At 69.7% G+C, this 13,600-nt stretch carries 16 protein-coding genes; 9 read left to right on the top strand and 7 right to left on the bottom strand.

Features of this window, described 5'->3' with window-relative positions:
- Together ON21_RS08685 and ON21_RS08680 are read right to left on the bottom strand one after the other, a co-directional pair.
- A partial coding sequence (locus ON21_RS08685) for a PfkB family carbohydrate kinase (RefSeq protein ID WP_039797035.1) occupies positions 1-374 on the bottom strand: 374 nt, incomplete at its 3' end.
- Between the two features lie 252 nt (positions 375-626).
- Complete coding sequence (locus tag ON21_RS08680) at positions 627-977, bottom strand: HesB/IscA family protein (protein WP_039797033.1); 351 nt, start codon at positions 975-977, stop codon at positions 627-629.
- 197 nt (positions 978-1,174) lie between these two features.
- On the opposite strand from ON21_RS08680, the gene ON21_RS08675 reads away from it, so the two are divergent.
- Positions 1,175-1,846: a DUF3043 domain-containing protein gene (locus ON21_RS08675; RefSeq protein ID WP_039797032.1), complete on the top strand. Its 672-nt coding sequence runs from the start codon at positions 1,175-1,177 to the stop codon at positions 1,844-1,846.
- A gap of 338 nt (positions 1,847-2,184) precedes the next feature.
- Here ON21_RS08675 and ON21_RS38290 read toward each other — a convergent pair whose 3' ends face one another.
- Entirely contained in the window at positions 2,185-2,346 is a 162-nt protein-coding gene (locus tag ON21_RS38290) for a hypothetical protein (RefSeq protein WP_157170766.1), read from the bottom strand.
- Positions 2,347-2,431: 85 nt separating this feature from the next.
- On the opposite strand from ON21_RS38290, the gene ON21_RS08670 reads away from it, so the two are divergent.
- The 5 genes from ON21_RS08670 (at position 2,432) to ON21_RS08650 (ending at position 6,774) form a co-directional block, all read left to right on the top strand.
- Positions 2,432-3,400 carry a helix-turn-helix domain-containing protein gene (locus tag ON21_RS08670; RefSeq protein ID WP_039797031.1) on the top strand — a complete coding sequence of 323 codons (969 nt, stop codon included), beginning with the start codon at positions 2,432-2,434 and terminating at the stop codon, positions 3,398-3,400.
- Between the two features lie 72 nt (positions 3,401-3,472).
- The gene (cobU, locus tag ON21_RS08665) at positions 3,473-4,030 is read left to right on the top strand and encodes a bifunctional adenosylcobinamide kinase/adenosylcobinamide-phosphate guanylyltransferase (protein WP_039797030.1); all 558 of its coding nucleotides are present in this window, start codon (positions 3,473-3,475) and stop codon (positions 4,028-4,030) included.
- A 100-nt stretch (positions 4,031-4,130) separates the two neighbouring features.
- Positions 4,131-5,210 carry a nicotinate-nucleotide--dimethylbenzimidazole phosphoribosyltransferase gene (cobT, locus tag ON21_RS08660; protein ID WP_039797029.1) on the top strand — a complete coding sequence of 360 codons (1,080 nt, stop codon included), beginning with the start codon at positions 4,131-4,133 and terminating at the stop codon, positions 5,208-5,210.
- Between the two features lie 9 nt (positions 5,211-5,219).
- On the top strand, positions 5,220-5,975 hold the full coding sequence (locus tag ON21_RS08655) for an adenosylcobinamide-GDP ribazoletransferase (protein ID WP_039797028.1): 756 nt from the start codon (positions 5,220-5,222) through the stop codon (positions 5,973-5,975).
- Positions 5,976-6,060: 85 nt separating this feature from the next.
- Complete coding sequence (locus tag ON21_RS08650; protein ID WP_039797027.1) at positions 6,061-6,774, top strand: MBL fold metallo-hydrolase; 714 nt, start codon at positions 6,061-6,063, stop codon at positions 6,772-6,774.
- Between the two features lies 1 nt (position 6,775).
- Here ON21_RS08650 and ON21_RS08645 read toward each other — a convergent pair whose 3' ends face one another.
- From ON21_RS08645 to ON21_RS08635, 3 genes are all read right to left on the bottom strand, one after another.
- Positions 6,776-7,873, bottom strand: a complete 1,098-nt coding sequence (locus ON21_RS08645; protein WP_039797034.1) for a branched-chain amino acid aminotransferase — start codon at positions 7,871-7,873, stop codon at positions 6,776-6,778.
- Between the two features lie 94 nt (positions 7,874-7,967).
- Positions 7,968-9,068 carry a glycine cleavage system aminomethyltransferase GcvT gene (gene gcvT, locus ON21_RS08640; RefSeq protein WP_039797026.1) on the bottom strand — a complete coding sequence of 367 codons (1,101 nt, stop codon included), beginning with the start codon at positions 9,066-9,068 and terminating at the stop codon, positions 7,968-7,970.
- A gap of 44 nt (positions 9,069-9,112) precedes the next feature.
- Positions 9,113-9,718: a GNAT family N-acetyltransferase gene (locus ON21_RS08635; RefSeq protein WP_039797025.1), complete on the bottom strand. Its 606-nt coding sequence runs from the start codon at positions 9,716-9,718 to the stop codon at positions 9,113-9,115.
- Between the two features lie 109 nt (positions 9,719-9,827).
- Here ON21_RS08635 and ON21_RS08630 point away from each other — a divergent pair, with 109 nt between their 5' ends.
- Complete coding sequence (locus ON21_RS08630; RefSeq protein WP_039797024.1) at positions 9,828-10,634, top strand: TetR/AcrR family transcriptional regulator; 807 nt, start codon at positions 9,828-9,830, stop codon at positions 10,632-10,634.
- Positions 10,635-10,643: 9 nt separating this feature from the next.
- Positions 10,644-12,155 carry a leucyl aminopeptidase gene (locus ON21_RS08625; protein ID WP_039797022.1) on the top strand — a complete coding sequence of 504 codons (1,512 nt, stop codon included), beginning with the start codon at positions 10,644-10,646 and terminating at the stop codon, positions 12,153-12,155.
- Between the two features lie 214 nt (positions 12,156-12,369).
- On the opposite strand, the gene ON21_RS08620 is transcribed toward ON21_RS08625, so the two are convergent.
- On the bottom strand, positions 12,370-12,732 hold the full coding sequence (locus ON21_RS08620) for a hypothetical protein (RefSeq protein WP_039797020.1): 363 nt from the start codon (positions 12,730-12,732) through the stop codon (positions 12,370-12,372).
- Between the two features lie 260 nt (positions 12,733-12,992).
- On the opposite strand from ON21_RS08620, the gene ON21_RS08615 reads away from it, so the two are divergent.
- The coding region (locus ON21_RS08615) for a biotin/lipoyl-containing protein (RefSeq protein WP_039797018.1) at positions 12,993-13,600 on the top strand (608 nt) is incomplete at its 3' end.

Here is a 13,600-nt window from a genome sequence, read left to right as displayed (position 1 = left end):
CGGGCCTCGCTCATCGCACCCGGGTAGAACGACGCGAGCTGGGCCATGTCCTCGTCGGTGGTGCAGACGAAACGCGCGGTATGCGCGCGCTCGGACACCAGCACGGTGGAGCAGTCGACCCCGTGCTTCTCCAGCCAGGCGCGGTACTCACCGAAGTCGGCGCCGACGGCACCTACCAGCAGGGGCGTGCGATTGAGCAGGCCCATGGCGTACGCGATGTTGCCACCGACGCCTCCGCGACGGATCTGCAGATCGTCGACGAGGAAGCTCAGTGACACGTGGTCGAGCTGATCGGCCAGCAGTACGTCGGCGAACCGTCCGGGAAAACGCATGAGGTGGTCGGTCGCAATGGACGCGGAAACGGCTATGGACACGTGGCTGAGCCCCTTCAACGGTAGGCGGCAGGCGGTGCAGACCGGGACGCGAGTCCCGATCTCACCGTAGCTGATGCCACCTCTCCGGGTCTTCAGGCCGTACTAGTTGGGCGGCACCGGATTTGCGTGCAGGTCTTGCGTAAGTGCCGCTCGGGTCCTGGGTGTTCCCGACGAGTTACCCATGTCCTTACGAGATCAGTTGTTCCGATCGAACGCGGCCGATCTCCGCGATCGCGCCTGGACGCTACTACCTCAGTTGAAGGAGTCGCCGCAGGCGCAGGAGCCGGTGGCGTTCGGGTTGTCGATGGTGAAGCCCTGCTTCTCGATGGTGTCGACGAAGTCGATCGAGGCGCCCTGCACGTACGGCGCGCTCATCCGGTCGACGGCCAGGGTGACGCCACCGAAGTCGACGGTCAGGTCGCCGTCGAGCGAGCGGTCGTCGAAGAACAGCTGGTAACGCAGGCCCGCACAACCACCCGGCTGCACCGCGATGCGCAGCGCCAGGTCGTCGCGGCCCTCCTGGTCCAGCAGTGCCTTCGCCTTCGCGGCGGCGGCGTCGGTCAGAGTCACACCGTGGGTGGCGGTCTCGTTCTGCACAGTCATGAACTCTCCTCGAGGAACCTGTGGTCAACCCGTGAACAGCGCACGGGTCGTGTCGGTAAACACCACTCGGCAGGCTGCTATTCCTCCATCTTGCCACCACCCGGCCCGCGGTGACGCGCAACCTCCGTGACCCCGCACACTCCCGGCGAATCGGACCGCATTTCTCGCCGCGCTACCCATCGAATAGCCTGGTCGGTGTGAAATTGTTCCGTCGCGGCGAGTCCAGCACCACCGACGCGACCGCCGAATCGACGGTGGTCACGAACGGTGACTCGGCCGCGGGCACCACCCGCGCGGCGGCCACGGCCACCGCGGGCAAGGGCCGTCCCACCCCGAAACGCCGTGACGCGCAAGGCAAGCGACGCGGCCCGATAGCACCCGCTCCGCTCACCGCGAAGGAGGCCCGCGCCCGGCGCAAGGCCGTGCGGGGCACCAAGGAAGAGCGCAAGGCGGCGGCCGCGAAGCGGCGGGAGGCCGCCGCGGATCGACGGGAGCGCATGCTCGCGGGCGAGGACAAGTACCTGCCGCCCCGCGACCAGGGTCCGGTCCGGGCCTTCGTCCGTGACATCGTCGACGCCCGGCGCAACCTGGTCGGCCTGTTCATGCCGATGGCGCTGGTGCTGATCTTCTCGATGTTCCTCGCGCCCGCGCTGCAGACCGTCGTCACCCTGGCCATGCTGGTGATGATGCTGTTCATGGGCATCGAGGGCGTCCTGCTCGGCCGCGTGGTGAACAACCGGGTCAGGGAGCGTTTCCCGGAGACCACCGACGGCGGGTACCGCCTCGGTTGGTACGCCTTCGTCCGCGCCTCCCAGATCCGCAAGATGCGCGCCCCCAAGCCGCGGGTCAACCCGGGCGACGCTGTGTAATTTTTCCAGCGCCTGCGGCGCTGGGTGTTCGCGGCCCTTTTGTGGCTCGCGTGTGCGCGGCCGCCGCTGGCGACTTCGTCGCGGACGCGGCGGCCGCGCACACGCGAGCCGGGCCGCGAACGGCGCATGCTCGGTCTCGCTTCGCTCGAAAGACGTGGTTGGGGTGCGCTGGGCGCGTTTGTTTGTGAGCCTCGCGGTTGGGTGCGGTGACCACGTCGTTTCCAACCCTCCGGCTGCGGCGCACTGAACGGGTTCGTCGGGGACCCGGCGCACAAGCGGCGCTTCGAGCGGCGCTCGGCAGTGGGCTGCGCATTGTGGCGTTTCGCTCGGCGGGCCGGTCAGCGGTGGTGGGTGTTCCGGGCGAGTATCGCGGTCAGCTCGGAGTGCATGCGCTGTGCGTCGCGGTCGATCACCTGCGAGGAGCCCGCGCGGTCGGTGCCGCGGGCGACGACTGTGGCGAAGGCCACGATGACTGCCAGGGTGATGAGGAAAGTAACCATGGCAGTAAGTTTGCGGTCATTGATTTACTGCCGAAAGTGGCGGTACTGACATAGTTCGTAAAAATACGGCCATTAGACTGGCGGCATGCTGTCGAAGGTCGCCGTGGTGCTGTCCGAACGCATGGCCATGTTCGAATTCGGGGTCGTCTGTGAGGTTTTCGGCCTCGACCGCACGGCCGACGGACTGCCCGCCTTCGATTTCCGAGTGTGCGGGGCCGAGCCAGGCGTCCCGCTGCGCTCGACCAGCCCCGGTATCACCGTCACGCCGGAGTACGGGCTGGAGGAACTGGCGGCGGCCGATCTGGTGGCCATCCCGGCCGCCGCGGCCGACCAGGGATTCGACCAACGGGTCGTCACGGCCGTCCGCGATGCGGCGGCCGCCGGGGCGACCGTGCTCACCGTGTGTTCCGGAGCGTTCCTGGCCGGGGCTGCCGGGTTGCTCGACGGCCGCAAATGCACCACACACTGGCGCTATGTGGAGCAACTCGCCGCCGAGTACCCGGAGGCGACCGTCGATCCGGACGTGCTGTTCGTCGACGAGGGCGGCCTGATCACCAGCGCGGGCACCGCCGCAGGTATCGACGCCTGCCTGCACCTGGTGCGACGCGAGCTCGGCAGCGGCGTGGCCAACGCGATCGCGCGGCGGATGGTGGTCCCCCCGCAGCGCGACGGCGGACAGCGCCAGTTCATCGAACGCCCCGTCGCGGCCTGCACCTCCGACAGCCTCATCCCCACCTTGGAATGGATGAACGAGCACCTCGACCTGCCGCACACGGTGGAAGACCTGGCCACGCGGGCCAACATGTCCACCCGCACCTTCGCGCGCCGATTCGCCGCCGAGACCGGAACCACCCCGGTGAAATGGCTCACCAACCAGCGCGTGCTGCTGGCCGAGCAACTGCTCGAGGAAACCGACCTCGGCCTGGAACACATCGCCGCCCGCTCCGGCTTCGGCTCGGGCGCACTCCTGCGCCACCACTTCCAACGCCTCGTCGGCATCGCCCCCACCGAGTACCGCCGCCGTTTCGGGCGCAGCACGGAAGCATCCGACTGATCGCAGACCCTGGGGCGCGGCGCGTGCCGGGAGTCGCGCGGCAACCCGCGGTTCGATTGATACCGTGCATCCGTGTCGGAAAGTTTCTCGCCCGCGCTTCGCAGCACCCTCGTTCTGGGTGGCGCGCGGTCAGGGAAGTCGGCGTTCGCGGAGGACCTCGCGGTGCAGGCGGGCGGCCCGGTGCGCTATCTCGCGACCGCGGTGCCCGATCCCGCCGACCATGATTTCGCCGAGCGCATCGCCAAGCACCGCGGCCGTCGCCCTGCCGGTTGGTCGACCATCGAAAGCGCGGACCCGACAGCGGTTCTCACCGCGTTCATGACGACGCCGCCCGCGGTCACGCTGATCGACGACATCGGCACCTGGCTGACCGCCCGCATCGACGCGCGCGAGGCTTGGGAATCCCCGCGGGGCACGGTCTCCCCCGACACCGACGCACTGGTCGCGGCCGTCGCCGCCTACACCGGTGATCTCGTGATCGTCAGCCCGGAGGTAGGCATGGGCGTCATCCCGGCCACGCGGTCGGGCCGCCTCTTCCGCGACGAGATCGGCACCCTCAACCAACGCCTGGCCCAGATCTGCGACGAGGCCTTCTTGGTCGTAGCGGGTCTCCCCCTCCGTCTCAAGTAACCCGCGAGACCACGATGCTGTGAGGTCACGCGGCGCGAAGGGGCAATGGCAAGATTGGGCGGCGTAGTCGGCGGAACCGCCATGACCGAAAGGCTCGATAGTGACGCACGGATTCGGACCGGTAGCGCCTCCGGACAAACAGTTTCGTGCGGCGGCCGAGCAACGGCAAGCGCAGCTGACCAAACCCGCCGGCGCGTTGGGCCGACTGGAGCAACTCGGCAACTGGGTGGCGGCCTGCCAGGGCACTTGCCCGCCGAAGCAGTTCGAGCGCGCCAGGGTGGTGGTCTTCGCCGGGGATCACGGCATCGCGCGGCACGGGGTGTCGGCGTATCCGAGCGAGGTCACCGCGCAGATGGTCGCGAACTTCCTGGGTGGCGGCGCCGCGGTGAACGCACTGGCGGCGGTGGCGGACGCGACGGTTCGGGTGGCGGACATCTCGGTCGATGCCGATACCGACCCGCAGGTGTCCAAGCACAAGGTGCGCCGCTCCAGCGGGGCGATCGATCGCGAGGACGCGCTCACCGCCGAGGAGGTCCAGGCGGCGATCGAGGCGGGCCGCGCCATCGCCGACGAGGAGATCGACGCGGGCGCCGACCTGCTGATCGCGGGTGACATGGGCATCGGCAACACCACTCCGGCCACCGTGCTCATCGCGAGCCTGACCAATACCGAGCCGGTCGCCGCGGTCGGCCGCGGCACGGGCGTCGACGATGCCGGATGGATCCGCAAGGTCGCCGCCATTCGCGACGCGATGCGCCGCGCCCGCCCGGTGGTGAAGGACCCGGTCGAACTCCTGCGCGTGGCCGGCGGCGCCGACTTCGCCGCGATGGCGGCGTTCCTCGCCCAGGCCGCCACCCGGCGCACGCCCGTCATCCTGGACGGCGTCGTCGTGACGGCCGCGGCGATGGTCGCCGAGGATCTCGCCGCAGGCGCGAGCGCCTGGTGGCTGGCCGGTCACCGCTCCACCGAACCGGCACACGAGCTCGCGCTGCGACACCTGCGCTTGGACCCCCTGCTCGACCTGGCCATGCGCTTGGGCGAAGGCTCCGGCGCCCTGACCGCCCTTCCGATCCTCCGCTCGGCGGTGGCCGCGCTCGCGGAGATGTCCACCTTCGGCGAAGCGGGTGTCAGCACCGCCGACGCCGAACCGGCGATCGCCCCGCCGAACCTGCGCAAGTGACGGCGCGGCATGAACGGGGTTCGGCTGGCGATTTCCTGGCTCACGGTGCTTCCGGTCCGCGGGCCGGATGCCGTGGACCGGGCGTCGGCGGGCCGTGCGATCCTGCTGGCGCCGCTGGTCGGCGCCCTGCTCGGGGCCGGGGCCGCGGGCCTGCTCTGGGCGCTGATCCGAGTCGGGGCGAGCGCCCCGCTGGCCGGGCTGCTGGTGGTCGGCGCGCTGGCGTTGATCACCAGGGGTATGCATCTCGACGGCCTGGCCGACACCTTGGACGGCCTCGGCAGCTATGGACCCCCTGAGCGGGCCAGGCAGATCATGAAGAGCGGCGGGGCCGGGCCTTTCGGCGTCGCCGGGCTCGCATTCGTCATCGGCATACAAGCGTTTTCGTTCGCGTCCTTGGCCGATTCGGGCCGGTGGTTCGCCGCCGCCCTGGCCGTGGTGACCGGCCGTGTCGCGGTGATACTCGCCTGCCGGGGCGTCCCTGCGGCGCCGGGCACCGGGTTCGGCGTTCTGGTGGCCGGCACGCAATCGGCCGCCGCCGCCGCCGTGTGGTCCGTCGCCGCGGCGGGCCTCGCCGTGTTCGCCCTCCCGGGCTACCCGTGGCTCGGCCCCCTCGCCGTGACGCTCGGCCTGGTTGCCTCGACGATTCTGGTCCGGCACTGCGCACGCCGTTTCGGCGGCCTCTCCGGTGACGTCTTGGGCGCTGCGGTCGAGACCACGGTTGCGCTCACGGCGGTGTTGCTGTCCCTCGCCGTGCAACCCGGCTGACCGGTCCCGGGGCGGAGTCTGGGTCACTGGAATTTTTCCGGCCGTGGCGCGCGGATCGTCTGGGTCGGGCAATAAGGTGGGCGGTATGTCTTCTGAACGCCTGTATTTTCGCCAGCTGTTGTCGGGACGCGACTACGCCGTGGGCGATCCGATCGCGACGCAGATGCGCAACTTCGCGTATCTGATCGGCGATCGGGAAACGGGCGAGTGCGTGGTGATCGATCCGGCCTACGCCGCGGGTGATCTGGTGGACATCGCCGAGGGCGACGGCCTGCGCTTGAGCGGGGTGCTCGCCACCCACCACCACCCCGATCACGTGGGCGGCACGATGCTCGGCTTCACCCTGCGCGGCGTGCGGGAACTGCTCGAAAAGACAAGCGTCCCAGTGCATGTCAACACCAATGAGCTGCCGTGGGTGGCCAACGTCACCGGGATCGCCGAGAGCGAACTGACCGGCCACGAGCACGGCGACAAGGTCACCGTCGGAGCCTTCGACATCGAACTATTACACACGCCCGGCCACACCCCTGGCAGTCAATGCTTCCTGTTCGACAACCGCCTCATCGCAGGTGACACCCTGTTCGTCGACGGCTGCGGCCGCACCGATTTCCCCGGCGGCGATTCGGACGAAATGTTCCGCAGCCTGCGGTACCTGGCCGGACTTTCCGGCGACCCGGTGGTCTATCCGGGGCACTGGTACTCGCAGGAACCCAGTGCGGCGCTGTCCACTGTCCGGGACAAAAACTACGTCATGCGCCCGCAGACGCTGGAGCAGTGGCACATGCTGATGCCGGGCTGAGTCACATCCGCCGCATCCACCCGTGCTTGTCGGCGAAGGTGCCGCGCTGGATGCCGGTGAGGGTGTCGCGCAGGGCCATGGTGACCGCACCGGGCTCGCCACCTCCGATGGTGAATTCGCCCTCACCGGAACGGACCCAGCCGACCGGGGTGATCACCGCGGCGGTTCCGCACGCGAAAACCTCGGTGATCTCGCCGGATTCGGCGCCCTTGCGCCATTCCTCGACCGAGATCCTGCGTTCCTCCACCGGGAAGCCGGAATCGGCGGCGAGGGTGAGCAGCGAGTCGCGGGTGATGCCCGGCAGCAGCGAACCGGACAGTTCCGGGGTGACCAGCCGCGCGTCGGAGCCGGAACCGAAGACGAAGAACAGGTTGTTGGTGCCCATTTCCTCGACGTAGCGGCGCTCACAGGCATCCAGCCACACCACTTGGTCGCACCCCTTGGCCGACGCCTCGGCCTGGGCCAGCAGCGAAGCGGCGTAGTTGCCTGCGACCTTCGCCTCGCCGGTACCGCCCGGCGCGGCGCGCACGTATTCGGTGGACAGCCAGACCCGCACCGGCTTGACGCCACGCGGGAAGTACGCCCCCGCCGGAGAGCCGAGCAGCAGGTACTTGTACGCCGCGGCGGGCTTCACGCCCAGCCCGGCCTCGGTGGCGAACATGAACGGCCGCAGGTACAGCGATTCCTCGCCGCCCGCCGCGGGCACCCAGTCGCGGTCCACCTCGAGCAGTTGACGCACCGACTCGATGAACAGCTCGTCCGGCAGCTCGGCCATCGCCATCCGGCGGGCCGACCGGCGGAAACGCGCGGCGTTGGCGTCGATGCGGAAACAGGAGACGCTGCCGTCGCTCTGCCGGTAGGCCTTGAGTCCTTCGAAGATGGCCTGGCCGTAGTGGAACACCATGGTCGCCGGGTCCAGCGCCAGCGGCCCGTAGGGCTCCACCCGCGCGTTCGTCCACGTGCCGCCGACGTAATCGATCGAGACCATGTGATCGGTGAAGTACCGCCCGAACCCCGGCTCCGCCAGTACCTCCTGTCGCCGCTGCGCCGGAAGCGGCGCGGGATGCGGAATACGGGTGAACTGTGCGGCAGCGGTCATGCCGACGATCCTATCCGGCCCGTTTCCGGCCATTTCGGCATGGTCCACACCCCTTCCCGCCGCCGATCGCCTGCCCGTCCGGGAGAAGGGCGAGTTACTTGGTGCTGGTCCGGACGAACGGCGGCCGCACGGTTTCGCAGCGCAGGCGGCGGCCGCGCACGTCGACCTCGACCTCGGCGCCGGGTTCGATGCCTGCCGCGGTGTCGATCAGGGCCAGCGCGATGCCGACCTTGAGGGTGGGCGAGAAGGTGCCGGAAGTGGTTTCGCCGACCGGCTCGCCATCGCGCAGTACGGTCTGCCCCTGCCGGAGCACACCCCGATCGAGTGCCTCGAGCCCCAACAGGATTCGACGCGGACCCGCCGACTTCTCCTGTTCCAGAGCGCCCTTCCCCCAGAACTGCGGTTTCTGCCAGCCGACCGCCCAACCGCAGCGCGCCTGCACCGGGGAGATGTCCAGGGAGAGTTCGTGCCCGTGTAGCGGGTAACCCATCTCGGTGCGCAGGGTGTCGCGGGCTCCGAGCCCGGCCACTTGGCCTTCAGCGGCGCGCACCCGCTCGACCAGGGCGCGGAACAGCGGCTCGGCGTCGTCCCAGCGCGGCAGCAACTCGTAGCCGTGCTCGCCGGTGTACCCGGTGCGGCAGACCCGGACGGGGCGGCCGTCCCACTCGGCGTCGGCGTAGGCCATGTACTCGAGGTCGGTGGGCAGCCCGAGCGCGCTCAGCACCTCGGCGGAGCGCGGGCCCTGCACGGCGAACACGGCGTAGTCGCGGTGCTCGTCGGTCACCGTGACGCCCTCGGGCGCGGCCTCGCGCAGTTCCGTGACGACCGCCGCGGTGTTGGCGGCGTTCGGCACCAGGAAGATCTCGTCGTCGCCGACGTAGTAGGCGATCAGGTCGTCGATCACTCCGCCGTCCGGGGCGCAGCACAACGTGTATTGCGCCTTGCCCGGCCGGATCCGGCCGAGATCGTTGGTCAGGGCCGAGTTCACGAACGCCGCGGCGCCCCGGCCGCGCACCGTCGCCTTGCCGAGATGGCTGACGTCGAACAGCCCCACCGTCGTGCGAACCGCCTGATGCTCGGTCACCGTGCCCGCGTAGGACACCGGCATCTCCCAGCCGCCGAACGGCGCGAAGGTCGCCCCCAGCTCGACGTGCGCGGCGTGAATGGGTCCTTGCAGGAGGTTCGTCTCGGTCACCAGGCGAGCTTATCCGGGACCAGGGCGTCCGAGGCGCGCACGCGCTACGGCCGGAACCACATGGGGATGAGGGTCGGTCCGTTCTCCGGCAAGGTGTGCGTCGTTCCGGTCGGCGCGAATCCGCAGCGGCGGTAGAGCCGAGCGGATCGTTCGGTGCTGGCTTCCAGGAACGCCGGGACATCCGCTTCGGAAGCCGCCTTCAGCCGATCGGCGAGGATCGCCGCACCGGCCCCCTTTCCCCGATGCTCCGGCACCGTGACGATCACCTGCAGGTAGCGGTGCGGGAACTCGCGGGGGTGTTCGCGGGCGAGCAGGTCGGTGACGATCGCCAGCCGCTGGGCCACGCGCAGGTCGGGCGCCTGTTCGAGCATGGTCCGCGCCTCGGCGGCTTCGTCGGCGAATCGCTCGACCGACGTGATGTGCTGCCAGATCGACATCGACCAGATCGCCCCGCCCGCCCCCGCGACCCAGATCTCGTCGTCGCGCAGGGCTCGATCGACCAGACCGGGTACGAAGGCGGTACGGACACCCGTATCGGGCTGTCCTTCGAGCACCCACGCGGTCACCACTTCGTCCGCGCTTGCGATGCCGAACGCCTCGATCAGCGCGTCACGGTCCTGGACACCGGCCTGCCGAGCGGTGATCTCCATCCGCTTCCCCTTTCCCTGCGAACACCGTATTCCCGCATGAATCTAGGCAGGTCAGAGACATATCACTACTATTTCGTCACACCTGTTCGTGTGTCGAAACGGAAATCGGATGACGTGCGAGATCTGCCACGACGAACTCGCCCAGCCCAGCCGGGGCCGACGGCGCAAGTACTGCTCGCGCTCCTGCCAGGCCCGCGCCTATCGCGCCCGCCGCACGGCCGTTCCCGTGCGCCGCCCCACCCGTCCGGCGCGGCTCACCACCGTCGGGATCGCCCGCGCGGCGGTGGAGCTGGCCGACCGCGACGGGATCGACGGCCTCACCATGCGTCGCCTGGCCGGCGCCCTCGGCATCGCGACCGCCACCCTCTACCGCCACTTCCCCGATCGGGAGGCGCTGCTGGCGAGCATGGCGGAGTTGGTGCTCGACGAGATCCCGCCGCCAGGGCCGGAGTGCGTCGGCCGGCGTCCCCGGCTACGACACGAGGCGCACCAGGAGTGGCGCCTCTATCGGAGGCATCCGTGGATGCTGCCGCTGCTGGCGCGCGTCCGTCCGCCGCTGGGCCCGGCGCTGCTGGACGTCCTGGAGCGGAACTTCGCCGCCTTGGACCACCCCGGCCTGACCCGGGAAACCGGCTTCGCGATCTATCTCGCGCTGTCGGGCCTGGTCCAAGGGCTCGCGCTGCTGTGGAGTTCGGAGCGCGCCGACCGCTTCGGCGATCCGCGCGACACCGCCGAGGCGGCCGCGCTGCGCCACGAACTCGCCGAACTGCTCGACCCGGCAGCGCGGCCCGTGCTGCACCGTTACTTCACCGACCTCGACTCCGGCTTCGAGATGGACTTCGACGACCTGCTCGCGACCGCGGTCGAACTCCTGCTCGACGGCGTCGCGGTGCGCCATCCGGAACGAACCGAATAGCCTGTGCCAATGACCGCTGTTGCAGATCGCTCGCTCGGACCGGAACTGGCACGCACCGAGACCATCGGCGCGGACACCGATGTGCTCGTCATCGGGTTGACCTCCTCGGAGGACGGTCCCGCCATCGTGCCCGAGGACCTGTTCGGCGACGTGCTCACCGCCGACGTGCGCGCGGAACTGCTCGATCAGCTCGGCGCGGTGGGCGCCAAGGGCAAGGCCGAGGAGTTGACCCGCATCCCCGCGCCTGCCGGGCTGGACGGAGTGACCAGCGTCCTGGCCGTCGGCCTCGGCTCCGCCGAGAAACTCGACGCCGAGCAGATCCGCCGTTCGGCCGGGGTAGCCGCCCGCTCGCTGTCCGGCACCGAACTGGTGGTGACCACGCTGTCCGGGCTGGATATCGGCGCCACCGCCGAGGGCTTCTACCTGGGCGCCTACTCGTTCACGCCGTTCCGTTCGGACAAGTCCGCGCCAAAGCCGGACGAGCGGCCCGTGGCCCGCGTCGAGTTGCTCGTGCCCGAGCCGGGATTCGGCGAGGAAGCCTTGTTCCGCGCGCAACTCACCGCCGAGGCCGTCGCCACGGCACGGGATTTCGTGAACACTCCGCCGAGCCACCTGTTCCCGGCCGAGTTCGCCTCGCGCGCCCAGGAACTCGCCGAGGCTGCGGGCCTCACCGTGGAGGTGCTCGACGAGAAGGCGCTGGAAGCGGGCGGTTACGGCGGCGTGCTCGGCGTGGGCAAGGGGTCCTCGCGCCCGCCGCGCCTGATCCGGATCACCTACGCGGGCGGCCCGAAGAAGGTGGCGCTGGTCGGCAAGGGCATCACCTTCGACACCGGCGGCATCTCCATCAAGCCCGCGCAGAACATGGAGAACATGACCTCCGACATGGCGGGCGCCGCCGCCGTGATCGCCACGACGCTGCTGGCCGCGCGGCTGAGCCTGCCGATCACCGTGACCGCGACGGTGCCGATGGCGGAGAACATGCCGTCGGCCACCGCGCAGCGCCCCGGCGACGTGCTCACCCAGTACGGCGGCATCACCGTCGAGGTGCTCAACACCGACGCCGAGGGCCGGTTGATCCTCGCCGACGCGATCGTGCGCGCGAGCGAGGACGAGCCGGAGTACCTGATCGACGTGGCCACCCTGACCGGGGCGCAGATGGTCGCGCTCGGCACCCGCACGCCCGGCGTGATGGGCACCGACGAGTTCCGCGACCGGGTGGCCCGCATCTCGCGCGAGGTCGGGGAGAACGGCTGGGCCATGCCGCTTCCCGCCGAACTGCGCGGCGACCTGAACTCCAAGATCGCCGACCTGGCCAATGTCGCGCCGCACCGCTGGGGCGGCATGCTCTCGGCCGGGCTGTTCCTCAAGGAGTTCGTCCCGGAGAACGTGCAGTGGGCCCACCTCGACGTGGCGGGCCCGGCCTACAACACCGGCGGTCCGTTCGGCTACATCGGCAAGGGCGGCACCGGCGTCCCGGTCCGCACGCTGATCGCCGTGCTCCAGGACATCGCCGGGGAGTGAGCGCCACGCGCGTCGTCCGGGGGCAGTTCCCGGACGACGCGCTCGGTCGACGGGGGCGAGTCCTCGTCACGCGCCCGTCGGCCGACCGAGAATTCCTATGCCGAAGAGACTTCGGTGCGGGGTTGCGATCCGCGTCGATCCTTCAGACGGGAGAGTCGGCTCGCAGGCCCGCGAGAGCCGCCGGAAAATCGGACGGAACGGACAATCCGACGGCTCAGAGGTCGTACAGATCCCGCTCCATCTCACGCTGCCGCCGCACCCGCTTGCGGGCGTCGTAGTCGCGCATCCGCTGCGGATATCCGGTCTTGCGAACGTCGTAGACGGGGATGTGCAAATCCTTGGCAAGCCGTTGCGCCCCGCGCTCGCCGACGATCCGGCGTGTCCATTCACCATCCGCGGCAATAAGGACAACTGTGACATCTGTCACCGTGGTCTTCGGTTCGATGTAGCCCTCGACGCCCACATGCGTGCGCACCCAGTCGGCCAGATAACGAGCGTCCGGCCCGGACACCGAACCCCCACGTGAAGTGCCGCCACCCCGGGCGACGCCGCCTCGGAAACGATCCAGCAAACCCAACGACGCCGACCTCCTTTCCTGCACCGGAGAATGTTCACCGCCGGTCTTCCCATACTGCCAGCTCCGCACAGTTGACCGCCCTGTGCTACATGGCTTGCGAACGAGTGCAAGGATGGACCGCGGTACAAGAACCACACGGATCTCCGGTGCCACGCACAATGATCGGTGGCTTCCGGACTCCCGTCGCGACCCGCGGCGGGCGTCCGCAGCGAGATCAACTGTTGTAGAACCCCGTCGAGCAGTCAGAGGAGTCAACGGACATGGCCTTCTCCGTCCAGATGCCCGCTCTTGGTGAGAGCGTCACCGAGGGAACGGTGACCAGGTGGCTGAAGCAGGAAGGAGACACGGTCGAGGTCGACGAGCCGCTGCTCGAAGTCTCCACCGACAAGGTCGACACCGAAATCCCGTCCCCCGCGGCGGGTGTGCTGTCGAAGATCGTCGCCAACGAAGACGACGTGGTCGAGGTCGGCGGCGAGCTCGGCGTGATCAGTGAGCCCGGTGAGGCGGCTTCCTCCGCTCCCGCGCCCGCTCCGGAAGCCGCGGCGCCCGCGCAGGAGACCCCCGTCCCTGCGGAGGAAGCGCCCGCCGCCGAGCCCGAGGCCGCCCCCGCCGAGCAGGCCGCTCCCGCCGCCCAGGCCGCGCCCGCGTCGTCCGGTGACGGCACGCCGGTGAAGATGCCGGAACTCGGCGAGTCGGTCACGGAGGGCACCGTCACCCGCTGGCTGAAGTCGGTCGGTGACGAGGTCGCCGTCGACGAGCCGCTGCTCGAGGTCTCCACCGACAAGGTCGACACCGAGATCCCGTCGCCGGTCGCGGGCACCCTGCTGGAGATCACCGCTCAGGAAGACGACGTCGTGCCCGTAGGTGG

This window comes from Nocardia araoensis NBRC 100135 (assembly GCF_000308435.1).
GTDB classification, from domain to species: Bacteria; Actinomycetota; Actinomycetes; order Mycobacteriales; family Mycobacteriaceae; genus Nocardia; species Nocardia araoensis.
Note: the sequence above shows the minus strand (reverse complement) of the source record. Positions and strands in the feature narration are given on the sequence as shown.